This window comes from Xenorhabdus thuongxuanensis, assembly GCF_001908095.1.
Lineage (GTDB): Bacteria > Pseudomonadota > Gammaproteobacteria > Enterobacterales > Enterobacteriaceae > Xenorhabdus > Xenorhabdus thuongxuanensis.
In genome coordinates this window covers 83,447-106,475 of sequence record NZ_MKGR01000006.1, presented here as the reverse complement: position 1 = coordinate 106,475, position 23,029 = coordinate 83,447, and the positions used below count along the sequence as shown (strand labels likewise).

The 23,029-nt window shown below is 43.8% G+C and carries 19 protein-coding genes, 2 tRNA genes and 6 pseudogenes; 13 read left to right on the top strand and 14 right to left on the bottom strand.

Annotated features, from left to right (window positions below; genetic code table 11):
* Positions 1-214 precede the first annotated feature (214 nt).
* The gene (tkt, locus tag Xentx_RS06010; protein ID WP_074019362.1) at positions 215-2,209 is read right to left on the bottom strand and encodes a transketolase; all 1,995 of its coding nucleotides are present in this window, start codon (positions 2,207-2,209) and stop codon (positions 215-217) included.
* Positions 2,210-2,824: 615 nt separating this feature from the next.
* On the opposite strand from tkt, the gene Xentx_RS06005 reads away from it, so the two are divergent.
* Positions 2,825-3,370 carry a GNAT family N-acetyltransferase gene (locus tag Xentx_RS06005; RefSeq protein ID WP_083600887.1) on the top strand — a complete coding sequence of 182 codons (546 nt, stop codon included), beginning with the start codon at positions 2,825-2,827 and terminating at the stop codon, positions 3,368-3,370.
* 55 nt (positions 3,371-3,425) lie between these two features.
* Here the strand turns inward: Xentx_RS06005 and Xentx_RS06000 are convergent.
* Positions 3,426-3,502 (bottom strand) — tRNA-Asp (locus Xentx_RS06000).
* Positions 3,503-3,639: 137 nt separating this feature from the next.
* Positions 3,640-4,389, bottom strand: coding sequence for a DNA polymerase III subunit epsilon (gene dnaQ, locus Xentx_RS05995; protein ID WP_074019361.1), 750 nt, complete (start codon positions 4,387-4,389; stop codon positions 3,640-3,642).
* A 1-nt stretch (position 4,390) separates the two neighbouring features.
* On the opposite strand from dnaQ, the pseudogene rnhA reads away from it, so the two are divergent.
* Positions 4,391-4,923, top strand: a pseudogene (gene rnhA / locus Xentx_RS05990) (ribonuclease HI).
* A gap of 8 nt (positions 4,924-4,931) precedes the next feature.
* On the opposite strand, the gene Xentx_RS05985 reads toward rnhA, so the two are convergent.
* Entirely contained in the window at positions 4,932-5,648 is a 717-nt protein-coding gene (locus Xentx_RS05985) for a class I SAM-dependent methyltransferase (RefSeq protein WP_074019359.1), read from the bottom strand.
* Positions 5,649-5,689: 41 nt separating this feature from the next.
* Between Xentx_RS05985 and gloB the strand changes: the two genes are divergently transcribed.
* From gloB to Xentx_RS05970, 3 genes are all read left to right on the top strand, one after another.
* Positions 5,690-6,445 carry a hydroxyacylglutathione hydrolase gene (gloB, locus tag Xentx_RS05980; RefSeq protein WP_074019358.1) on the top strand — a complete coding sequence of 252 codons (756 nt, stop codon included), beginning with the start codon at positions 5,690-5,692 and terminating at the stop codon, positions 6,443-6,445.
* Between the two features lie 72 nt (positions 6,446-6,517).
* Positions 6,518-7,834, top strand: a complete 1,317-nt coding sequence (gene mltD / locus Xentx_RS05975) for a murein transglycosylase D (protein WP_074019357.1) — start codon at positions 6,518-6,520, stop codon at positions 7,832-7,834.
* A gap of 151 nt (positions 7,835-7,985) precedes the next feature.
* Positions 7,986-8,531, top strand: coding sequence for a MepB family protein (locus tag Xentx_RS05970; protein ID WP_074019356.1), 546 nt, complete (start codon positions 7,986-7,988; stop codon positions 8,529-8,531).
* Between the two features lie 196 nt (positions 8,532-8,727).
* On the opposite strand, the pseudogene Xentx_RS05965 reads toward Xentx_RS05970, so the two are convergent.
* A pseudogene (locus tag Xentx_RS05965) lies at positions 8,728-9,569 on the bottom strand (tyrosine-type recombinase/integrase); the annotation flags it as partial.
* Between the two features lie 345 nt (positions 9,570-9,914).
* Between Xentx_RS05965 and Xentx_RS05960 the strand changes: the two are divergent.
* The 4 genes from Xentx_RS05960 to Xentx_RS05945 all read left to right on the top strand — a co-directional run bounded on the left by Xentx_RS05960 (position 9,915) and on the right by Xentx_RS05945 (position 14,567).
* Positions 9,915-11,138: a tyrosine-type recombinase/integrase gene (locus Xentx_RS05960; protein ID WP_244149827.1), complete on the top strand. Its 1,224-nt coding sequence runs from the start codon at positions 9,915-9,917 to the stop codon at positions 11,136-11,138.
* 740 nt (positions 11,139-11,878) lie between these two features.
* Positions 11,879-12,595 (top strand): tail fiber protein, encoded by a 717-nt coding sequence (locus Xentx_RS05955; RefSeq protein WP_244149826.1) that lies wholly within the window; start codon positions 11,879-11,881, stop codon positions 12,593-12,595.
* Positions 12,596-12,927: 332 nt separating this feature from the next.
* On the top strand, positions 12,928-14,055 hold the full coding sequence (locus tag Xentx_RS05950) for an ImmA/IrrE family metallo-endopeptidase (protein ID WP_074019354.1): 1,128 nt from the start codon (positions 12,928-12,930) through the stop codon (positions 14,053-14,055).
* Positions 14,052-14,567: a DUF4411 family protein gene (locus Xentx_RS05945; RefSeq protein WP_074019353.1), complete on the top strand. Its 516-nt coding sequence runs from the start codon at positions 14,052-14,054 to the stop codon at positions 14,565-14,567. The genes Xentx_RS05950 and Xentx_RS05945 overlap by 4 nt, the downstream gene beginning before the upstream one ends.
* Positions 14,568-14,670: 103 nt before the next feature.
* Here Xentx_RS05945 and Xentx_RS05940 read toward each other — a convergent pair whose 3' ends face one another.
* The 5 genes and pseudogenes from Xentx_RS05940 to Xentx_RS05920 form a co-directional block, all read right to left on the bottom strand.
* A complete protein-coding gene (locus Xentx_RS05940) occupies positions 14,671-15,213 on the bottom strand; it encodes a DUF1983 domain-containing protein (RefSeq protein ID WP_074019352.1) in 543 nt (180 codons plus the stop codon).
* Entirely contained in the window at positions 15,206-15,487 is a 282-nt protein-coding gene (locus Xentx_RS05935) for a head-tail connector protein (RefSeq protein ID WP_074019351.1), read from the bottom strand. The genes Xentx_RS05940 and Xentx_RS05935 overlap by 8 nt, the downstream gene beginning before the upstream one ends.
* A gap of 47 nt (positions 15,488-15,534) precedes the next feature.
* Complete coding sequence (locus Xentx_RS05930) at positions 15,535-16,752, bottom strand: phage major capsid protein (protein WP_074019350.1); 1,218 nt, start codon at positions 16,750-16,752, stop codon at positions 15,535-15,537.
* 14 nt (positions 16,753-16,766) lie between these two features.
* A complete protein-coding gene (locus tag Xentx_RS05925) occupies positions 16,767-17,366 on the bottom strand; it encodes a head maturation protease, ClpP-related (RefSeq protein ID WP_415843294.1) in 600 nt (199 codons plus the stop codon).
* A gap of 31 nt (positions 17,367-17,397) precedes the next feature.
* A pseudogene (locus Xentx_RS05920) lies at positions 17,398-18,333 on the bottom strand (phage portal protein); the annotation flags it as partial.
* Between the two features lie 60 nt (positions 18,334-18,393).
* Between Xentx_RS05920 and Xentx_RS18465 the strand changes: the two are divergent.
* Positions 18,394-19,602: pseudogene (locus Xentx_RS18465) on the top strand (phage holin, lambda family).
* A 138-nt stretch (positions 19,603-19,740) separates the two neighbouring features.
* Here Xentx_RS18465 and Xentx_RS05905 read toward each other — a convergent pair.
* The 4 genes and pseudogenes from Xentx_RS05905 to Xentx_RS05890 form a co-directional block, all read right to left on the bottom strand.
* Positions 19,741-19,983 (bottom strand): annotated as a pseudogene (locus Xentx_RS05905) (hypothetical protein); the annotation flags it as partial.
* A 60-nt stretch (positions 19,984-20,043) separates the two neighbouring features.
* A tRNA-Phe gene (locus Xentx_RS05900) sits at positions 20,044-20,119 on the bottom strand.
* A gap of 203 nt (positions 20,120-20,322) precedes the next feature.
* Entirely contained in the window at positions 20,323-21,048 is a 726-nt protein-coding gene (locus Xentx_RS05895; RefSeq protein ID WP_074019347.1) for a Thoeris anti-defense Tad2 family protein, read from the bottom strand.
* Positions 21,049-21,444: 396 nt separating this feature from the next.
* Positions 21,445-21,765: pseudogene (locus Xentx_RS05890) on the bottom strand (antiterminator Q family protein); the annotation flags it as partial.
* Between the two features lie 137 nt (positions 21,766-21,902).
* Between Xentx_RS05890 and Xentx_RS05885 the strand changes: the two are divergent.
* The 3 genes from Xentx_RS05885 to Xentx_RS05875 are packed head-to-tail and all read left to right on the top strand — an operon-like array spanning position 21,903 to position 23,016.
* Positions 21,903-22,277, top strand: coding sequence for a phage protein NinX family protein (locus Xentx_RS05885; protein WP_074019346.1), 375 nt, complete (start codon positions 21,903-21,905; stop codon positions 22,275-22,277).
* Positions 22,274-22,834 (top strand): hypothetical protein, encoded by a 561-nt coding sequence (locus Xentx_RS19520; protein ID WP_244149825.1) that lies wholly within the window; start codon positions 22,274-22,276, stop codon positions 22,832-22,834. Before Xentx_RS05885 ends, Xentx_RS19520 begins: the two co-directional genes overlap by 4 nt.
* Positions 22,834-23,016: a helix-turn-helix transcriptional regulator gene (locus tag Xentx_RS05875; protein ID WP_074019345.1), complete on the top strand. Its 183-nt coding sequence runs from the start codon at positions 22,834-22,836 to the stop codon at positions 23,014-23,016. Before Xentx_RS19520 ends, Xentx_RS05875 begins: the two co-directional genes overlap by 1 nt.
* Positions 23,017-23,029: the final 13 nt, after the last annotated feature.

Below are 23,029 nucleotides of genomic sequence, written 5' to 3'. Positions count from 1 at the left end.
CATCACAAAATTAACCAGATTGTGACAGACAAGACATTTTATTATCTCATTTATGCACTCAACTGAAACGGTTCAGCAACCATAAAAGCAGATTACGAGAAAAAAAGAGTGATGGCAAGTGCCATTCGTCACATTATGGAGGAAAAGTTGAACAAAAAAAGAGCGCATTCGCCCTAAAATTGATGCGAATGCGCTTAATAGGATTATTTGGCGATTATTTCAGCAAAGCTGTTGCCTTGGCTACTACATTTTCAACAGTGAAACCGAACTCTTTGAACAGAACATCAGCAGGTGCAGATTCACCGAAAGTGTTCATACCGACGATAGCGCCATTGATACCAACATATTTGAACCAATAATCAGAAATACCCGCTTCGATGGCAACACGGGCAGAAACTGCCGCTGGCAGTACCGCTTCACGGTATGCAGCATCCTGCTTATCGAAAGCATCGGTAGATGGCATAGAAACCACGCGAACCTGACGACCTTCGGCAGTCAGTTGATCAGCCGCTTTCACTGCCAATTCCACTTCGGAGCCCGTTGCAATCAGGATCAATTCAGGCTGGCTTGCGCAATCCTTCAGGATGTAAGCCCCTTTCTCGATATTCGCCAATTGCTCAGCAGTACGATCCTGCTGTGCCAGATTTTGACGGGAGAAGATCAGTGAAGTTGGGCCATCTTTGCGCTCAATTGCATATTTCCACGCAACCGCAGATTCAACCTGGTCACATGGGCGCCATGTGCTCATGTTTGGCGTTACGCGCAAGCTAGCAATTTGTTCGACTGGCTGGTGAGTTGGGCCATCTTCACCCAATCCGATGGAATCGTGGGTATAAACGAAGATGCTACGCACTTTCATCAGTGCCGCCATGCGTACAGCGTTACGGGCATATTCCACAAACATCAGGAATGTTGCGCCATAAGGCACAAAACCACCATGCAATGCGATACCGTTCATGATGGCAGACATACCGAATTCACGCACACCGTAATGAATGTAGTTACCGTCCTGAACTTCGTTCAGTGGCTTGGAGCCAGACCACATGGTCAGGTTACTTGGTGCTAAGTCAGCAGAGCCACCCATGAATTCTGGCAGAACTTTACCGAATGCTTCCAGTGCATTTTGTGATGCCTTACGGCTGGCAATGGAGGCTGGGTTCTGTTGCAGTTTTTCAATGAATGCTTTGGATTCAGCTTCCCAATTCGCTGGCAGCTCACCGCTGGTACGGCGGTTGAATTCAGCAGCCAATTCTGGATAAGCTTGCGCATATGCAGCAAATTTCTCTTCCCAGCTTGCTTCTTTGGTTTTGCCAACTTCCTGGGCGTTCCAGCCAGCATAAATGTCTTGAGGAATTTCAAAAGCAGGATGTTCCCAACCCAGCGCTTTACGGGTTGCTTCAATTTCAGCATCACCCAGCGGGGCACCATGACATTCTTCTTTGCCTGCTTTATTTGGTGAACCAAAGCCGATGACGGTTTTGCACATCAACAGGGATGGTTTGTTTGTTTCTTTGCGTGCTGCTTCGATAGCTGCCGCAATAGCGTCAGAATCATGACCATCTACGCCACGGATAACATGCCAGCCATAGGCTTCAAAACGCGCTGCGGTATCATCAGTGAACCAACCTTCTACCTCACCGTCGATAGAAATACCGTTATCATCATAGAATGCAATTAATTTGCCCAGTTTCAGTGTACCCGCCAAAGAGCAAACTTCATGAGAGATCCCTTCCATCATACAGCCGTCGCCCATGAACACATAAGTGTAGTGATCGACGATATCATGGCCTGGACGGTTAAACTGCGCTGACAGCGAGCGTTCTGCAATCGCAAAACCTACTGCATTGGCGATCCCCTGTCCCAGTGGGCCAGTAGTGGTTTCTACGCCTGGAGTATAGCCATATTCTGGATGGCCTGGCGTTTTAGAGTGCAGTTGACGGAAATTTTTCAAATCATCAATAGAAACATCATAACCCGTCAGGTGCAGAAGGCTGTAAATCAGCATGGAGCCGTGGCCATTGGATAACACAAAACGGTCACGATCAACCCAACCAGGATTCGAAGGGTTATGGTTCAAATAATCACGCCACAGCACTTCGGCAATGTCAGCCATTCCCATTGGTGCGCCAGGATGCCCTGATTTTGCTTTCTGCACAGCGTCCATGCTCAAGAAGCGGATAGCATTAGCAAGGGTTTTACGAGTGGTCATTCTTTACTCCAAGTCGGATAAAAGCGTTAGTGAACTAAGGACTAATTTTCGCAGCGCAGCATACAAACCGCAATCATTAATACCAGATAATTAATGCCAGATGATAAGAAAAACTATCTTAATTTCTCCTTGGCAATAATTATTTGATTTACCTTGTTGTTTTGGTTCTCTGTCAAGACCAAGCTGACAACTAAAGGTGATCTTGCGCAAATAAGAAATAATTTCCTGACGTGATTTGCGCAATAGAAAGCCACGTATTAGACACGATACCCAATAGGTTAATCAAGGCCAAAAAGCTCCATTTTTCTGCTAAGTTAGAGTAATGAACAAAATTCACTTGTAATATATTTTTATTGCTGGATAAGCTCGAGTAAATTGCAGCCAATGCGATTTCAACAGCCTATTGTTTCGAAAAGCGATAAATACCTGTACTACTATTGGAAAAAGAAGCTGTTTTAATATCGTATTGTTCAATAATGTAAAAATAGCTTAGATAATATTCCTTCAACAGTTCTGCTTCATTTTTATTATTGATATATGCATTTATTTTCATATACATGGCAAAGATCTTACTGTATGGTATTTAATCACCACTTATTCCAAAATCAATAGCAAATGATAAAATCTGCTCCTCTATCTGATTCAATATTAGCCCCAATTATCATACGATTAGATTCCACCAATACAAAACACGATGGACTTATTCATTTACTACATGATTGTGTCAAAAGTAATGCCTCCATCGGCTTTATTGCTCCCTTGGAAGAGAACGAAGCAGAACAATACTGGCAAAATGTCGAAGCAGATCTCACAGCAGGTCATCGATTACTACTTGTCGCGCTAGAAGGTGAAAACATCGCAGGATCAGTGCAACTTTCCCTCTGCAAGAAAAAGAATGGTCTTCACCGCGCTGACGTGGAAAAACTGATGGTACATACCACCTATCGCCAGCGTGGGATTGGTAGAAAGTTGATGAATGAACTTGAGCACTTGGCGAGACAACATCAACGTCATTTACTGGTATTGGACACGCGCACTAACGATCCAGCTTCTACACTTTATCGAAAATGTGGTTTTATTGAAGCTGGGCAAATCCCAAATTTTGTTATCGATTCCAACGGGGAATTTTCAGGAACAACGTATTTTTATAAGTTGATTTGAAATGTTCTGTAAAAAATTAAAAGCCCCGAGTCAAAAACTCAGGGCTTATAAATTCTGGCGGTGCGGACGGGACTCGAACCCGCGACCCCCGGCGTGACAGGCCGGTATTCTAACCAACTGAACTACCGCACCGCAGGGCGTTCTGGTTAAGAACGGGGTGGATAATACGGGCTACGATGAAATCCGTCAATCGCTTTTTATAACAAAACAGTTCATTTGCACAGTTTTTCGCCTCAGCTATGCATTTACCACCATTTTACCACTGTTTTTCAATGTATCTGTTCAGGTTTTGAACGCCAAAGGCAACTTCCCCCTTTCTTTTCCACCAAATCCAAACGAGATTCATGTTGAATTAATTCTTCATCGGAAGCATAAACAATTTTCAGTCCCGCCTGCGGGCGAGTAATTTTCTGGATTTCTGCAACCTGGATATTGCCTGATGTTTCCCCTTCCATCGAAAAAGCCAATGATGTCTGGCCACCTGTCATTGCCAGATAAACATCAGCCAGAATCTCAGCATCGAGCAATGCCCCGTGAAGAGTACGTTTGGAATTATCGATATGGTAACGATCACACAACGCATCGAGGTTATTACGCTTACCAGGGAAAAGTTTTCTCGCCAATACCAAACTATCAGTAATGCTACAAAACTCAGCGGTTGGTGGAATATTTCGATTCAGTTTACTGAATTCATAATCCATAAAGCCGATATCAAACGTTGCGTTATGAATAATCAACTCAGCACCACGGATAAACTCAATGAATTCATCAGCAATATCCGCAAATTTTGGTTTATCCTGCAAAAATTCATCACTAATCCCATGAACTTCAAACGCTTCAGGATCAACTAAACGTTCTGGTTTGATATAAATATGAAAATGGCGTCCTGTCAGACGACGGTTGATAACCTCCACGGCACCAATTTCAATGATGTTGTGTCCCTCATAGTGAACACCTAACTTGTTCATACCGGTTGTTTCGGTATCGAGGACTATTTGGCGGGTAATAGCAGTGCTCATAATGTTTTTTTGTGTCAGACTTAGATTTTTGATTAAAGACAATATAGGAAGAGTCTACCAAAAATGAACAAACAGGTAGAAATTTTCACCGATGGTTCTTGCCTCGGCAATCCTGGTCCTGGCGGATATGGCGTTTTACTCCGCTACCAACAGCAAGAAAAAACCTTGAGTGGCGGTTATTTTCACACAACCAATAACCGCATGGAATTAATGGCAGCCATAATAGGGTTGGAAGCTCTCAAACGTCCCTGTACCGTGATCTTGACGACGGACAGCCAGTATGTACGCCAAGGGATCACTCAATGGATCCATAACTGGAAAAAACGTGGCTGGAAAAAAACTGACAAATCTCCTGTTGTCAATGTCGATCTCTGGCAACGACTCGATAAAGCTATCTCGCTGCATGACATTGATTGGCGCTGGGTCAAAGGCCACGCCGGACATCAGGAAAATGAACGATGTGATGAGCTGGCTCGCACGGCCGCTAATAACCCGACTCAAGCGGATGATGGCTATATCGAAAGCGAAAATTAACCCGTCAATTAATAGCGTCGGTGAATATTTTTCGCCGCCCCCAACGCACTATTGAATCTTGGTTTCATCAATGTTGCCCGCATAGGGTTTAATGTCAACGGTATTGTCCGTTTGCGGGCAATAATTACATTCAGACAACCGAATATTGACATACAGGAGTTATCAAGAAGCGTTCCGCTATGCCACGGTAAAACGTGGAAATTAGCATGATGAATAACTTCATAATTAAGAAGACGCAGCCAATCCGATTGGCGCAGCATTGAAAACATTTGGGCTCTGCAAGATTGCCGACGATATATCGGGGCAATCATTTTCCTGAAACCTAATATACTCATTGGGTTAAAACCACTGATAACCAACCAACCATCGTCTATCATTATCCTATCGACCTCTCTCAAAAGCCAATGTGGATCAATACTATAAGTCAACATATGTGCCAACAAACAGGCATCAACAGATTTAGTTGCAAAAGGGAGGTAATTGGGATCAGTGATGACATCCATATTTTTCCCTTGTAATCCTATATTGACTTGATGGCTGACCAAACAGGAACGAGTATCAATCTCGGCGCTTAAATTACCGATTTTCACTAAATGAAAACCAAAGATTTTTGGCCACCACGGTTCCAATTGACGTTCCAGGGCAACGCGGTAATATTCTCCCCACGGTAACTCGGCCCAAGAAGCAGGGAGGGTTATTTGCTTGATTGAACGTGCTGATCGCATGTCATCTTCCTTATCAACCTACTATAAAAATGAGGCGTATAATGGAGCTTATCAGGATACCAGCCCTTTCAGATAACTACATTTGGTTACTTTGTGATGAAAACAAGCATTGTGTCATTATCGATCCCGCTGAATCACAGCCTGTCATTGATATTCTAGCAACAAATCAACTTATTCCCGCTGCAATTCTGCTGACACACCACCATTATGATCACGTTGGTGGTGTTCCTGGACTACTCGAACAATATCCTGAGTTACCCGTATATGGCCCTGAAGAAACAGAAAATAAAGGGACAACTCATATTGTCCATGAAAATAATACCGTTGAGATAGGAAGTTTTTCTTTCCGAGTCATAGAATTGCCAGGACATACACTTGGCCACATTGCATTCTATCAGGCTCCCTATCTGTTTTGTGGAGATACTCTGTTTTCTGGTGGTTGTGGACGTCTATTTGAAGGTACAGCCGAACAAATGTTTTCCTCTCTGGGGAAAATTTCGTCATTACCCGATGATACATTGATCTGCTGTGCTCACGAATACACAGCGGCAAATATGAAATTTGCAAAAGCAATATTACCTGACAATCAGGTTATTCACGATTATTATCAAGAAATTCTTAAATTACGTGAAAATAACCAAGCAACAGTCCCAACAAATTTACAAACAGAGAAAAAAATCAATGTTTTCTTAAATTGTCATGATATTGATTTACAAAAAAATATCGGAATCAAATCCAACTCTATGCCACTTTCTTCTATTTTTCAGCAACTAAGAGCTTATAAAGATCGATTTTAATTTTATTGGGTTGTCTTCTACGTAATAGGCCAGTATCATTGCTCGCCTTTTAATCAAGCATCAGAAAAGAATATGAAGACAAAAGTGATCTTGTTCAGCTCTGTTCTTCTTGCTGGGTGTCAATCGAGCCTACAAACAAAGGCTCCTTCCCAGCAACAAGCACAGAAGATGTCTTCAACGAATCAGAAAGCAAACGGTATTGCAGAACCAGATGATCCTGCAAACTGGAAGGTGAATCCGACAGCCCAACAAGATTTGTGGGGACATATTCGCGATGAGTTGAAGATGGAAATTCCTGATAATAGCAGGGTGAGCGAACAGCAAAGTTACTATTTGAAACACAAGAGCCATATCCAAAGCGTGATATTGCGCGCTGAACCATACATTTATTGGATAGTTGAGCAACTTGATAACCGACATATGCCAATGGAATTGGTATTGCTGCCTATAGTGGAAAGTGCTTTTGACCCTCATGCTACTTCCTACGCTCAGGCGGCAGGATTATGGCAGATTATCCCAAGCACAGGCCGTCATTATGGTCTGAAACAAGATAAATGGTACGATGCCCGCCGTGATATTGCAGCATCAACAACAGTCGCTCTTGATATGCTTGAATACCTCAACACACGATTCAATGGTGATTGGCTTTTGACCATTGCCGCTTACAACAGTGGCGAAGGCAGGGTTATACGTGCAATCAAAGACAATAAAGCACAAGGGAAACCAACAGATTTCTGGGCGTTGTCACTGCCAAGGGAAACAATGCACTATGTTCCCAAGATATTGGCACTGAGTAATATCATTCGCCATAACGAGAAATTTAGTTTCAAGCTCCCTAAACCTAACAACCAATACGCACTGACGAAGGTTGAAATAGGGCAACAAATCATGCTGTCACAAGCGGCTGAATTATCTGGGCTATCGTTGACATCAATCAGGGCATATAACCCAGGCTATAAAAAAGGCATGACATCTCCTCATGGACCGCATTACATCATGCTGCCAAGAAAGAACGTCAACCAATTTAAGGCATCCTTGACAGATAAAAACATCTTGAAAAGTATCCGCCTGACGGTTGAACACAAGCAAAAAAGCCATTATACAGTTCGTGCCGGAGATACATTGTCAGCAATTGCGAAGCGCTTCAACACGACTCACCGAGAGTTGCAAAGACTGAACAGCTTAAAAATGGCTGATCAGCTCAAGATTGGTCAAGTGCTGAAAATCGATGATAATAGCTCAGTCACCTATCATGTACGCAAAGGTGATTCATTTTTTAGCATTGCTAAACGTCATGGTATAAATATTAATGATTTGATCAATTGGAATAAAAACATCAAAAGCAAAGAGATAAAACCGGGCATGGCTCTAACGCTTTATCTTAATTAAATGAGTTTATTTTCTCCAATGTATAACTCTCTGTCCTGAAGAACAGAGAGTTTATTTTATTGTAAATAAAGTAATAAATTTGTACTGTATAACTTCGTATAAGTAATCACTCCCTGTTGATTTATTAGTATCAAGAAAGAGGAAATACAAATTGGCATCATTAAAACAAAGTATAAATAATCTACCTAATATCTTTATCGAAATAAAAGAGTATCTTCTACTTCCTTCTGCATTCCCATTAACATCCACTCCATATCTCGAAACAGAAAGCGGTGATTATAGTGCTATGCGCCTTCAACTAGATGGTAAATCGATAGTTTTTCGTCAAGCTAAAACAACACCTAATAAACAAGGGCAATTTGTTACTCTTTGGAAAAGGCCTGCTCCAAACTCAGAAATAACGCCTTTTGAAAAAAGTGATAACATTGATTTTTGTCTAATAGCGACTTTTTCGGAACATCAAAAAGGTATTTTTCTATTTAACTCACACGCCCTAATAAAACAAGGTATTTTCTCAAGTCAAACTAAAGCGGGTAAAAGAGGTATTCGGGTCTACCCTACATGGGTATCTCCTACATCAAAACAAGCACTCCAAACACAAAAATGGCAGTCTTTATATTTTATAAATTTCGATAAACAGGAAGCTGCCATTGAGAGATTTAACAATATCTTCTTAAATTATAATCCCATGAATTAATAATTAAATTTTTAGTTATTATAACTTGTTTAATACTTACATCAAAAAATACAATGCTAATACATATGCATAATATTGGGTATCTTTTCACAGCAGAAATTAGGGCTAATGAAAATGCAGATTTTGATGTCGTTGTAAAAACACTAAAAATCTGGTCATGCATTCAATCTGTTGATGAGTATCAAATATAGTAATTAACCTGATTTGACAGTGGGACAATATGAGGGCGGCGCATTTTCATTCGCTCGGCGGGGATTTGCCAGAGATCGTTATCAAAATCGAATTCAGTCCATTCCGATTCTCTCAGCTCAATAGTACGTACTCCGGTCAGCATCAGCATACGTGTCGCTGATTGAGTGACCAGACTTCCACTATAACCACTCAGGGCGATAAGAAAATCATGTAGTTGATCGGTTAAAAGGTGTGGGAAGTGTTTTTGCTTGGGAGCCTTCAGTGCGCTGGCAAGGTCAGTAACGGGATTGAACTCTGCCCGACCAGTAATAACGGCATAGGTGAAAATTTGCCGACAGGCCTGTCTGGTTTTTTTCAGTTTATCCAAAACGCCGCGTTGCTCCATTTTTCGGAGCACAGCCAGCATTTCAGCAGGTTTAATCTCGGTAACAGCACGTTTACCAATATACGGAAAGATGTCTTTTTTCAGATATTCCAGAATATCTTCGGCATATCCTTTTGACCAGTTGGGACATTATAATCGTGCCATTCAATAGCGATGGATTCAAAACTATTACTGACCGCAAAGATTTTGGCGGCCTTTTCTGCTCTCTTTTCTTCTATTGGATCATTACCATCCGATAGCTTCTTCCGCGCATCATTTCTCTTGGTTCGTGCTTCGGCAAGGGAGATTTCAGGATATACCCCCAATGCGAGTAATTTTTCTTTACCTGCGATCCGATACTTTAACCGCCAATAACGAGAGCCATTAGGGTTAACCAATAGATATAGTTCGCCACCATCTGCAAGTTTGTAGGGTTTTTCTTTCGGCTTTGCAGTGTCCACCTGTCGGGCTGTTAGCTTCATGGGGTATCTCACTTCATTGAACCTGAACGTACCCCTAAATATACCCCTATAAGATCGTAGATTTCAACATACCTTACTAGACCACAAGAGAACGGGAAAAGGCCAACACTGCGTATTTATTGGGATTTTGTAGACTTTGGAAGACGTTACGATATGAATGGATGGTACTCCCTACAGGATTCGAACCTGTGACCTACGGCTTAGAAGGGCAATTTTTATAGATTTCAGGTGATTTCTAGTTATTTCATTTTGTTTCATCATAATGATTAAAAAGGATTTTATCATGTTGAATAATTTCATTTCATGTCATAGTATTTCATTACTAAGACACCCGTTAGAGCACCCATGATTATGGCTGGATTACTACTTACCGATAGCAAGATAAAAGGTATCAAACCTAAAGATCAGGCCTACTATGTTTGGCAGGCCTCAGCTACTCGCGGAACAGGTAGATTGGGGCTTAAAATCTACCCCTCTGGTAGAAAGGTTTTTGTTTACAAGTATCACCTTAATGGTTCGAGAAAATTTCTAACCTTGGGTGATTACCCCACACTTACTTTGGCGGAGGCGACATCAAAGGCTCAAGAATCTCAAGAAAAACTATCCTCTCCTGAAAAAGCCATCATAGAGCACGCCACAGTCGAACAACTATTTAATGATTATATCACCGATCAGAAACGTCGCGGTAAAAGAGCGTATGACAAAACTCAGTACAGACTAAATCAAGTACTGGACAGTCAGCACATTGATAGAAGCATCCCTGCAAAAGATATCACGCCAGATCACATTAAAAGAGTACTTGCTGAATTCATATCGCGTGGTGCTGTTGCTGGTTCAAATAAGGTGCGTTCAAATCTTCATGCTGTATTCAATTTTGGACTATTCGCTGACAATGACCCCGCCAAGCTAAACGATAAAGTTATTTATGGCCTCGATAGAAATCCTGTAACCGTCGTTCCACGACAAGAAGGTGCAGATAAGGCATTGGATAGGTTTCTATCATGGGATGAAATGCAGTCGATTCTGAATCTATTCCAAGTTTCTACGGTAGCGTGTCCAATCAACCCAAATTACGGGCGTCTGTTGTTGCTCTGCATTTTTACAGGTGGTCAACGCCCTTGGGAAATTATGACCAATACAAAAGATAATTGGGATAAAAAGAATAATACATTAACAGTGCCCCCTCACATATCAAAGAACGGCGACTATCACGTAATCCCATTATGTGAATCTGCCACCAAGATATTAGAGCAGCAAGTCAAACAATATCCAGACTCAGAATTCTTGTTTCCAGGAAAAACTAAAGAAGGCCACTTACTGGCGGCTGAATATGCTAAACAAATACGCAAATTTTGCGCTCGCTCTGGCTTTGATAGGTTTACTCCAAGGGATATCAGGCGAACCTTTAAGACACTTGCAGGGGAAATGGGGATCAGTTCTGAGATGAGGGATAGATTGCAAAACCACAAAAAACCCGGTGTTTCAACCAAGCACTATGACCGTTACGACTACCTGAAAGAAAAACGGGAAATTGTAGAGCAATGGGAAAGGAAGCTACTATCACTATAGGGCAGAAATCCACCCTTTAACCTACGGGATAATCCCGCATCTAAAATCTGTGTTATGCAGGAGGGCTTGAATCTAAGCCCTCTAATAAAAGCGCTGGACAAATGCAATAAATTCACTGTATTTCAGTGTATTACTTGGACACAACGAGCTGAACAAAACGACTTAACCCTTTGCCTCCGACTCACTCGTGCGCACCTCTCCATGAACTATCACTTAAATGGGCTTTCAAATCCCACATCTCCGTTTGAAACGGAAGGAAAGCGGGGTTGTCGACCAGTAAAAATAATAAAATCAATATGTTTAATCCTTTTGTCCAGCACGTAAATCAACTATTGGGATTTCCCTAATGGTTGAGCCAAAGTGACGGCCTCGAACAAATCAATGGGTTACAAAGGCAGGAAATCCCACCTTTAGCTAACCTGTTGATTTTACTCATTTCCTGCACAGAGCAGGAATTCAATTAAATCAATAAGTTAAGGTATATCAAGGTCATAAGGTCGCGTAAAAGTTTTACGTGAGCCTGTGGGTTAAATTTCATCATATGTCTGATAAATTCTATTAATTCCCCACCTGTCATTTTATGTCATCCTGCCAACAAAACATGCAACCTATCAAATATTAGTCAAGCCGTACTCTCCAGTATTGATGAACCGATTTTATTGATGTTCACGGGCGGAGAAGTATCCCACCGCCTTCATGTTACTTAGCAATTGTATTGTTGATGAAATGAGGGAATAAATATGCAAGATAAAAAACCTGACGTAATAGCCTTAGACGATGATGGCCTTGTTGTCGTTGCAACTCCACAATATGTCAAAGAAGCAATTGAAGAACACGCCCAAAGCCGCAATCATCCAGATGCCACGCTGCAAGATAAAGGGTTTGTTGTCCTGAGTAATGATGTGGGTAGTGATAGTGAAACGATGGCTGCAACACCAAAAGCAGTGAAAGCAGTGTATGATCTAGCTATCGCAAATCAAAATGCTCTCAATTCACACATGGGTGACTGCAATTTACCTGTTGGCGTCCCCGTCCCTTGGCCGACAGAAACACCACCAGAAGGTTGGTTGATGTGTAACGGTGACTCATTTGATATAGCAAGATATCCAAAACTTGCTATTGCTTATCCATCTGGTGTGCTGCCTGACTTACGCGGCGAGTTTATTCGTGGTTGGGATGGGAGGCGTGGAATAGATAACGGGCGCCAGATTTTATCGGAACAGACTGATGCGTTGCAAAATATTACAGGATCACTCGGAATGGTAAAAGGGGTTGAGGCTCCGCGCGCGAATGGAGCTTTTCAGGCGAGATTTAATACGATTGACTGGGCAGGGCATGGCGTAGGATCATTCGCTACAAACGGTGATTGGAGTTTTGATGCATCTAGGGTTGCTAGAACCGCATCAGAAACTCGCCCTCGTAACGTAGCCTTCAATTACATAGTCAGAGCTGCTTAATTCCGAGTAACCATCCAACCCGCGACTTCCTGCGGGTTTATTATGCCAATCTCATCAATAATAACCATAAAATACAGTTTTAAATTGAAATATATTTTTTATCACATTTCGATAAATTAGCGCTCTTTTCACTTCACGGATTAGGAAAATTCCGATCACATATTAAGGAAAGTTAATTAGTATGACAAACTATACAAAAATGCATGAATGATGTGGCATGTAGCTTAGATAGGATTAACGAACCTCTATCAAAGATAGGTAAAACCGAATTGACGATTCTTAAGATAGAAGCGAGTATTAGTCATATAGCACTATTTTATGGATAACTCTAGATGGCACAGGCAATTATTAATAACAGTATGTTAACATGGGCGAGAAATCGAGCATTTCTCTCCGTGCAATACATTGCTGAAAAATTCGATAAGCCTGTCGATATTGTAATTGGTTGGGAAGATGGTAAAGAGTCCATTACCTTCTCTCAAGCGCAGAAGTATGCTGATTTAACTCACATTCCTTTTGGTTATCTATACTTAAATGAGCCACCATATGAACAATTGCCTATTCCTGATAGGAGAACAATTGGTAGTATAGGTAAGCCTGTATCTTTAGAACTGAAAGATACATTAAATGATGTATTAATAAAACAAGACTGGTATAGAGAATATGCCAAAGCAAATGATTTTAATGAAGTTGATGTAGTTGGCGCACTGAGCATCAATAACTCTGTAACAGATATTGTTAATTTAATAAAAAATAGAATTAATATTCCCATACCACCAGCAAGAGGTAAGTGGACAGATTTACTTTCTTTACTGGTAAAAAAAATAGAATCTCTCGGCATTTTAGTCATGAGAAATGGCGTGGTTAAAAACAATACTCATAGGCCATTGAGTGTTGAAGATTTTCGTGGATTTTGTATTGCTGATAATTATGCACCTGTGATATTCATCAATACAAATGATGCTAAATCCGCACAGTTATTTACTTTAATTCATGAACTTGCACATCTAATTATCGGACAATCTGCTATATCTGATCTATCTAACTATTCTCATGCTAAAGAGGAGGTATTCTGCAATGCTGTTGCGGCTGAATATCTAACACCTAAAGAACTGTTTCTAAAAGAATGGGTGATCCATATTGATTTAGGGGAAAATATGGATCATATGGTGTCTACGTTTCGAGTAAGTAGATGGGTTATTGCAAGAAGAGCTTTAGACCTTAAATTGATAGCTCAGGAAGCACATGATGCGTTTATCAGTTCTATCAATGAAAAGAATCCATCAACTGGAAGAGGTGACTATGCTAGAAGCCAAAAAGTAAGGATTAGCGAGCGCCTTGCTGTGGCAGTAGCAACGCAAGCCCTAGAAGGAAAAATATTGCTTAGAGAAGCCCAGCAACTAACAGGAATTCGCCCGAATAAATTATATGCGTTTGCTCAGAAGGAGTTGGGACTTTGATTTATCTTATTGATTCCAATATCTTTATCCAAGCACAACAAGACTATTACTGTTTCGATTTATGTCCTGGGTTTTGGGATTTCATGGAATCAAAATTTGCTGAAGGACAGGTGATCAGCATAAAAAATGTATATCATGAACTACAGAAACAGGATGATGATGTGTATTCTTGGATCAAGAATAAAAAGTCTTTTTTTCAATCTGTTGATGATGAACTAACACAAAAGACTTTCACTGAAATTGTGAACTACGTTTATACCGAATATTCACCAAGACACAGAAATAGCCTTCCTCATATAGAAAAATTCCTTGGCGCAGCTGATCCTTGGATTGTGGCTAAAGCTAAATCAATAAATGCTACTGTTGTTACTCATGAAGTTAGAGACAAAAACAATGGCTGTCGTCCCAAAATTCCTGATATATGTGATCATTTTAAAGTCCCAATAATTAGAACAAAAGAAATGCTAAGAGACTTCCAGATAAAATTTATATTATCTCAATCTTCGAATTGACTCCTAGCCCTCACCCACGAGGGCTTTTCCCATCACGTCCCCACCTCCCCCTGCCTCACATTCCACACCGAATCGGCCGGCATCTGCACCATCATTCCCCAACTCATATTTTTCCCACCTTAACCCGTAATATGCCACTGCCGTCAAAGACCGCCAGTCCGGTGTGGTCTAGTGCTACCCGCGCCCCGCTTGCCGAACTGCGCATCTCAAATGCACCGGATTTTGGCAGGTTCCAGCCACCGTACGGCCAGTTATCCGAGCGCAACCCATCAGCGATTTTTGCCATCGTAATAGAGGCGTTTGAGATTTTGGCGTTAGTAATGCTACCATTCTCAATAAACCCGTCCCCGAAAAACACCTGACCGTTCTTGATTACAAAGACCGGTTCCAGTTTTCCATTATTGGGATTCACTACGGTAAACTGGTTCGCCCTGACACCGAAATGGGTTTCAACGCGACCGTTTTTCACCTCAGCACCAACGACCATGCCAGCACCATAATATTGTCCCCTGTAGTTCACGCCCGCCCCGATATCCTTGATAGCATAACCGTTGCCGTCGATATCAAAGATGGCTGTCGCTTTCTCACGGAGAATCGCCTGTTGTTCACCAAATTGCGCCTGCACCTGTTGTGCCGATTCAGCCACTGCTTTCTGCGTACTGGATACCTAAGACGACGTTGAACAATCCAGCCCGCTTGCTACCTGTGATCACGGGCATAATATGGATAACCGCCTCGCTTAATACCAGTGCGTTATCATCAGCCGCATCGGTTACCTCTTCTTTCGGGATGTGAAGGGTTTTTCTGTCGGTATAATTCAGGGCATATTGAATGGCGGCGTTTTCGTATTGCCGGAGCAAGGCATCATCAGAGGGTGAATCTATCCGGCAATGATCTTTAATCATTGAGAGGGGTATCATCCGTCACCTGTCATAAAAAGGCGGCCTGTGACCGCCTAAAAGTGTGATTAGCCTTTGGTGGCCGCGGAAACAGTGAAATCACCGTAAATGAAGGCCTCCGGACGTTTTACCGCCAGCGCCAGACGCTCTTCGCAACGAATGGAAATCATGTTTTTCTCAAAGTCGTCCGTGTTCTCGCTGGAAATCACGATGTTCATTTGTTCGCGGTCAAAAATCTGGGCGGCGGAATCAAAAGCCCCCACCAGGAACTTACCGCGGAAGGCGGCCACATCCGTAGCAATGACAGGCAAGCCCCACAAGGTCGGTGTAGTATAGCCTTGCGGGTTGGACAGCAGATAACGGCCGAGGCTGTCCTTGATCAACTCTACCGTCGCCCAATCAACAAAGTGGGTGACAATCCCCGACGGCGGCAGCAGTGCCAATTGCGCCTGCAACATAGCCAGGCGGATATCATCAATGGCGGTCGCTTTCTCCACCTTGATTTCCGCCTTGTACTGGCTGGCCTGCGGGACAATGCCCTTGATATTGCCATTCGCCCCGTCACCAAACAGGATTTGCTGTTCTTCGACAAATTTCAGGCCGTAACGCATTTCGCTGTCAATCAGTGACTTGAGCTGCCCGAAATCGTCCAGCACCTGCTTAGAGGCCTTGAACATGTGCGCCAGTGTCGCTACGGGGGTGATTTGCGTCGCAAAGGCGATGTCACTGTAAGGCTTTGCGGTGCCCTCAGGCACGGCGGCAGCTTTATTGGTGAATCCGGTTTGCTGCACCCAGAAAATGGCGTTAGAGGTGGTTGTCCCGCCAGCAATCAAATCACGAATAAACAGGCGATGCCGGGGTTTTACATCGATTTCTGGCAAGCGGTGTGGCTCGATAACGCGGTCAGGCAGTTGCGGTGTTGTCAAGGCCGCCTGCACAGGAACCGGGATGCGGCGGTTAGCGGAAATATTGCCGTTCACCTCTTTCATCAGCTCAGCAGAAATCACTTGCTGCCCCAATGTCTGTGCAACGTGTACAGCATTTTGCAGCGGCATTTGCGCAACATGTTGTTGCAGTTCACCCAATTCCGCCTTGATGGATTTTTCCGCTTCACGCAGCGTGTTCAGCTCAGCCGCCATTTTGTCAACAGACGCCTTGGTTTCAGTGGACAGGCCGCCGACCTTCTTCGCTTCGTTCAGGGCTTCTTCGGCTTTGGCGTTGAACTGACTGTTGGCCGCTTCAATTTTGGCGGACAAGTTTTGTAACATTTCAATCGTATTAGACATGGTGAGATCCCGAATTATAGTGAGTTGGGAGTAAAGTTGTTAACAGCGTTTGCCAGTTCGGCCAAGGCTGCATCGTTGATGTCATCGGCAGCGCCCGGCGTGCCGTTATTGTGGGTCGTAGCGCCCGGCATACGCCCATTTAAAGCATTTAACAGTTTCCTGCGTTCCGCGCGCGGTACGCTGGATTTCGCCAGCAACGCATCCAGTTTGCGCAGGGCGGCTTGCGGACTGTCGTTGCCGTCGTCAATCACATCAGCGGTTAACAAACCATCAGCAAAACCCTGTGTTAGCGCGTCGGTGTGGTTGATAAATGTTTCACCGTCCATCATGTTGACAATGGTATCTTTGTTAATACCTGTGCGAGCGGAATAGATATCGACCAGCGAGTCATCAAACGGCTTGAGCGCCTCAGCAACCGCGATCAGGTCATTTTTATTGCCACAACAACATGTCCAGGCGTTATGGATCATGAGGAATGCCCCGCGACCCATATTGATTTCATCGCCTGCCATCGCAATAATTGAGGCCGCGGACGCCGCGAGTCCCAGCACATTAACCGTGACTTTCCCGCTGTGGTTACGTAGCAGGTTGTAAATGGCGATACCCTCAAACATATCACCACCCGGACTGTTGATATTGACGATGATGGGTCAGGAACTGCATATTCATACCTTCCAGTGACGACGCCCAACTGGATTGCTTCGTTGAATGGCCTACCATCACGGGCGGCACCCTGAACCAGCGACAAATCTCTTCAACGCTGTAAGAGCGGCTTTGCAGCAGTTGCGCGGCTTCCGGGTTCATCGTGATATTCTGGTACGTGAGATCAGCGGGCAGCACCATCATTTTTCCGGCGTTTTTCGACCCGGTGAACGTTTTGATATGTTGTTGAATAACTTTGGTTTGGTCTTCGGTTAAATCCGTCTTCGCTGAAATGAAGCCTGAGCTTTGCAGCCCATTTTCAAAGACTTTCGCCGCGGCTTCATCCGTGGAGAGTGCCGCGCCAATCACATCACGCCCGGTCTTAATCGGGATCAGTCCACTCAGGCCGTCAATACCGAATCCCCGAATGTGCATCATGCTTTTAGCTGGGATAGTCCGGCGCTCGCCCGGGTTTTTCCCTGAACTGTCGGCGTAGCTGTATTCAATGTCACCGTTCGGTAACCGCTTGACGTTCATGTTTTGCGGCAGCAGGGGGATTAGCGCCACCAGTTTGTTTCCAATGAACTTCTTTTCGATGAACGCGTTACCCCGCAGGCAGAGACTGGCGACCACCGTTAACATGAATCGGGAGGGTGTCATCTCCAGATTGGGGCGGTTGCACAAGATAGCGTAAACAGGGTGATTTTTCGCCAATTCGCGCGAGCCGTCATCCTTTGACTTGTATAGCTTTAGCGGCAATGTTGACACGGTTTCACTGAGTAACCGAACACACGCCCACACCGTGGATAATTGCAGTGCACTGGCCCCATACAATAACCAATACAGAGCGTCTATATCTGGGCGCTCGAAATTGATTATTGCCCAATTTGCCACCGCAATCACTCCCAGAACCTCAGTCTCTCCTATTGCGGCTGGCATCCTATTCACTACAACTCACAGGGGCGAACCCATTTCACCCCACGGACGCCCATTGCTCAGATGGGGTGGAATATGAAGATGAAAGAAAATCCTGATTTATGGGCTGACATATTAAACGGCCTGAAAAACTCATGGCCGCAAATATCCGGCTCTGTTTTGGCGGCATTAATTTGTTACGGGCGCCTGATTTATGACGGCGTGGAACGAAAGAACCGCTGGGTCGAGGCACTGCTGTGTGGTGCGCTGTCATGGAGCGTATCCAGTGGATTAGAGATGTTCGGTAAACGCCCGTTACTGGTCGCTATCAGTACACAGGCACCCACGGATGCCAATTTATTTAGTATCTGGCTCGACGATGCAGCGAATTCTAACGATCCGAAAATTGTGTCACATGTTCACTCCGCACCGATGGACTTGGAAATTACCGACCCTGACGCGTGGAAAGCCGCCAATCCTGCACTGGATATCTTTCTGTCATTGGAAGAGGTTGAAGGGCAGGCCAAGCGTGCCGCCCGGATGCCATCGGAAGAGAACAGATTTCGTAATCTGGTGTTAAATCAACGGGTGTCACTGGTGTCGCCGTTCATTTCACGCAATGCGTGGATGGCCTGTGCTGGCGAACTGGAGCCTATCGTCGGCAAATGTTACGCCGGGCTTGATCTGTCGGCGGCAAAAGACCTCACGGCGCTCGTCATTATCGGCAAATCCGCGTCGGGTAAATGAAATGTTCACCCGTTCTTCTGGACACCGGACAAGACACTGTTAGACAGGGCGAAAACGGATCGCGTGCCTTACGATGTGTGGAAGAAACAGGGCTTTCTGCGTACTACACCGGGGGCGACGGTAGATTATGAATATATCGCTAAAGAGCTCGTTGAAATTACAGAACGATTCGATATCGAAATACTCAACTTTGACCGATGGCGGATCGACATCTTTAAGAAGGAAATCAGGCGGGTCGGCTTATCCCTGAAAATGGAACAGTTCGGGCAGGGTTACAAAGATATGTCCCCGGCGATGGATAAAACGGAGCAATTATTACTGGAGGGACAAATTAACCACGCCAACCATCCCGTATTAACCATGTGTGCCGCTAATGCCGTTGTTGAGCAAGATCCCGCTGGCAACCGAAAGCTCGCGAAAGATAAATCCACCGGACGTATGGACGGCATGATCGCACTGGTGATGGCTGCGGGGGCGCTGAATAACGCGAAAAGCACATCAGGTCTTGATGCCTTCCTCAAAAATCCAATCATGGTGGGTGTGTAAATGGCAAAAAAAATAGGCAAGATTAAGAGCGCCCTCCTGAGCTGGATGGGGATACCAATAGGCCTGCTGGATGGGGCGTTCTGGCAGGAATGGATAGGGGTGAGTAGCAGTGGTAAGGCGGTCAGCGCGGACAGCTACAAATCCATGCTGACCTCGACATACTGTGCGAACCGTGTCACCTGTCAGCGTGGTGATGTAGGCCTGATCTGTCTTCTTGATCTCGTGATTAATCAAATTGCCGTTCTGGGTATGTTCGACACGGGCAATAACGCCCCCAGCGACACCTTTCGGGTAAAACTCCAGACGGTACATGTCTCCCAAGATCCATGACTCTTCTACTGAACGACCATTTTTTTCTGTGATTAGCTTTAGTGCGTACATGGGTAATTTCCTCATTGCGTAGGTAACAAAAAAGGCCACTGAGTGACCTTCGATATAATTTGGTGGAACCTCTCGGAATCGAACCGAGTCCTGATGCTCTTCAGGCATCCGCGCGAACCCTCTACGCCAAAGTTCCAGATACAAAAAAAGCTACGCCATGCGCAGCCTTGAATAATGAGCCGTTCGGAATTCCTAACTATTTGAATTTGTTTCGATGCCGGAATTCCGATATCGGGATTTTGAACTACCGAGGATTCTTCGGTAGTTGGATTTACTACGGGTAGATAGCAAAAAACCCCGCGGGTGCGAGGCTTGGATACTGGTGTAGATTTGAGTAATTTATTTACCAACCCAGTGGAGGCAAAAGTTTTGGGGCTGCCCCGTTTTTTGCATTTGTTGCAATAAAACGCCTAGCCTTTGTGCCTCAGCGTTTTGATACGAAAATTCGTAATCATAAGGTCCATCCCCCTCATGATGCCCTAGTTGTGCCTTGCCAAGATTATAAGACTCATTATTAACTACTACCCGAAGTTCTTTATTCTGGAAGAGGAACCCTACCTTCTGGTAACTCCCCTTATCTTGTTTTGTAGATGAATTAATATAAAATGTGTTACTTATTTCACCCCAACTGAATGATGATATTTCCGTAATATCTATCTCATTGTTTGAAGTTATATTTAAAGCGCCCATAGTATGCGGCCAGCCAACTAGTTTATCTGATATATACCCCCAGCCCACATTCCCAAAATGACTAGATGTTTCAGTTCCTGACGTAAGGTCAAAAGACAACATGCAATCCATCAGATCCCAATCACACGCTAGCATATCTTCCTGTGTTGACTGCCAGTGTGTTGAGTTACCTGAATTATACTTCTCAATATAGGGTGAATCATCAGGTACACCAGCGAGACGTATATATTCAACAGGGAAATTCCAGTTACTACGGTATACTTTCTTACCTAAATATACCTGAACTATCGCCCACGGGAATGAGCCGAATGGTACAACCACATCTTTATTCTGGTATTGATCAGGGTTAAACGGACATTGTTTATTTTCAGACATCATTTCCTCACTTATTTATCGTTAAAGTTAAAGGTCATTTCATCCTACTGCTAAACCGCCAGTTGATATTACTTAAGGCAAATTTTTATCTCAATGGGATGCAGCCACACAGCAGCTAATACGCATGAATATGTGGTGATGCATTATAAAATCTGCCTATTCGCCAAGAGAGTAATCCGCTGGAGTGTAAATTTGAAATTTGCTGCTGATCCTGGATACCTTTACTGAATACAGGGCAACAAAAAACCCCGCCGAAGCGAGGTAAAATGTCTGAAATAAACCAGTAATAACACTATGTCACTGTTTCTCGTCTATCGAGAAAAGCCAATAAGCTACGTGACATAGCTATCACCCTTATCACAATAGCAGCGTTTTTACGTACGTAAAGATTTATTTTTAAAAGTTGCTGCATAGTTGGTGTTGGTTGATATCCAGTGGCTCTTTCTGGACGTATTTGTCCATTTCCAGTGAAATATCCAGCATCATTAACATGCCCTCAATAACACCCTCTGCCTTTTGTAGTTTCTTCCCGATATGACCATCAGAGCAATGATGGTCACATGCCAACTGCATAAACGTCTTGCCAAATACGTAATAGTCGAACAATAAATCATGAGCCTCGCTATTGTTCTTGTTCAGTCTTGCCATGCAGCCGGAAATAATGATGGCATCATCATCACAGCACTGCGGGCGTGACTTAACCTTGTTTGGGATTATGGTCAAGCCATAACTAGCATAGGCTATGACTGGTGGGATTCTGACAAAGACGAGTGGTTTGAACACGAAAACAATGAAGTCACACACTGGTGCTATATGGATGATATCCCTGCTCCAGTAGTAGAAGGAGCATTTTAATGAAAATCAAAACGAGTGCACTAACGGGACGGGCGTTGGATTGGGCTGTGGCAATGGCAATTGGAGCTAAGCCTGTTGCGTGGGAGAAAAGAGGGAAAGTATTAGAGCTACCTAATAGAGATTATTTTGTTGCCGCCGATGGTTATTTTTATACATTTAAGCCGACCACCGATTGGGCGCAGTGTGGGCAGTTGATTGAGGCGTACAAAGTTAAATCAGAACACAGTGAGCACATTTGGTATGCAAGCTGCAAAAGAAGAATGCTTGCTTTAGGTAGAACCCCACAAATCGCCATTTGCCGTGCTGTGGTCGCTGCACAATTGGGCGATGAGGTTGAGATACCGGATGAGCTGGTGGAGAAGAGCCAATCATGAGTAGTAACGAATTCACAATGAGATTCAAGGCTGACGACACTGAGGATTCTGATAACTACTCAATGTCAGCATTAATGAAACACAGTAAAGAGCAGTTAATGGAATATTACGCTATCGGAAGATTATTGCCTGCCAATGAATATTACCAATTAACAGGTATGGACGTGGCTCGCATGGCGTATGAACTGTTAGAGGCGCGGGAAAAGCTCGCTGAGTACGAAATGGGAATAAAGAAAAAAATGACCAATCACTCACTCCACCTCACTCAAATCATCGCCTCAGTCTGGGGCGATCCTGCTGATATCACCGATGCAGTATGGCAGGCAGGATACCGTAAGCCAGAACGAGGAGAAAAGGAAATCGCCGAACTCGTTATTGACGTCATGAACGGGGTGCCCGATGAGGTGCCCTACTCTGAAAGGCCAAGGAATTTGGAGGATATTCTCACTACGGAGCTGTACACCATCATTTTTGAAGGGGCACTTAGTGTTATGGCAACTCCGGCAATGGTAGCGAAGATGATTTTGTGGAATGGGTATCGGAAAGGAGGGGAGTGATGGCTACAAGATATATCGGTTTGAAAGAAATGTGTAGATTGACAGGCAAAAGCCATCCTACCCTGTGGCGAATGTGGGCAAAGAGAAATGAATTTCCAAAGCCATCAAAGACACAAAGTGGAATTTTCTTGGGCTGGACTGAAGAAGTATATGAGGAATGGGTTAAAGCTGAAAAATCCTAAAGACACCCGTTAG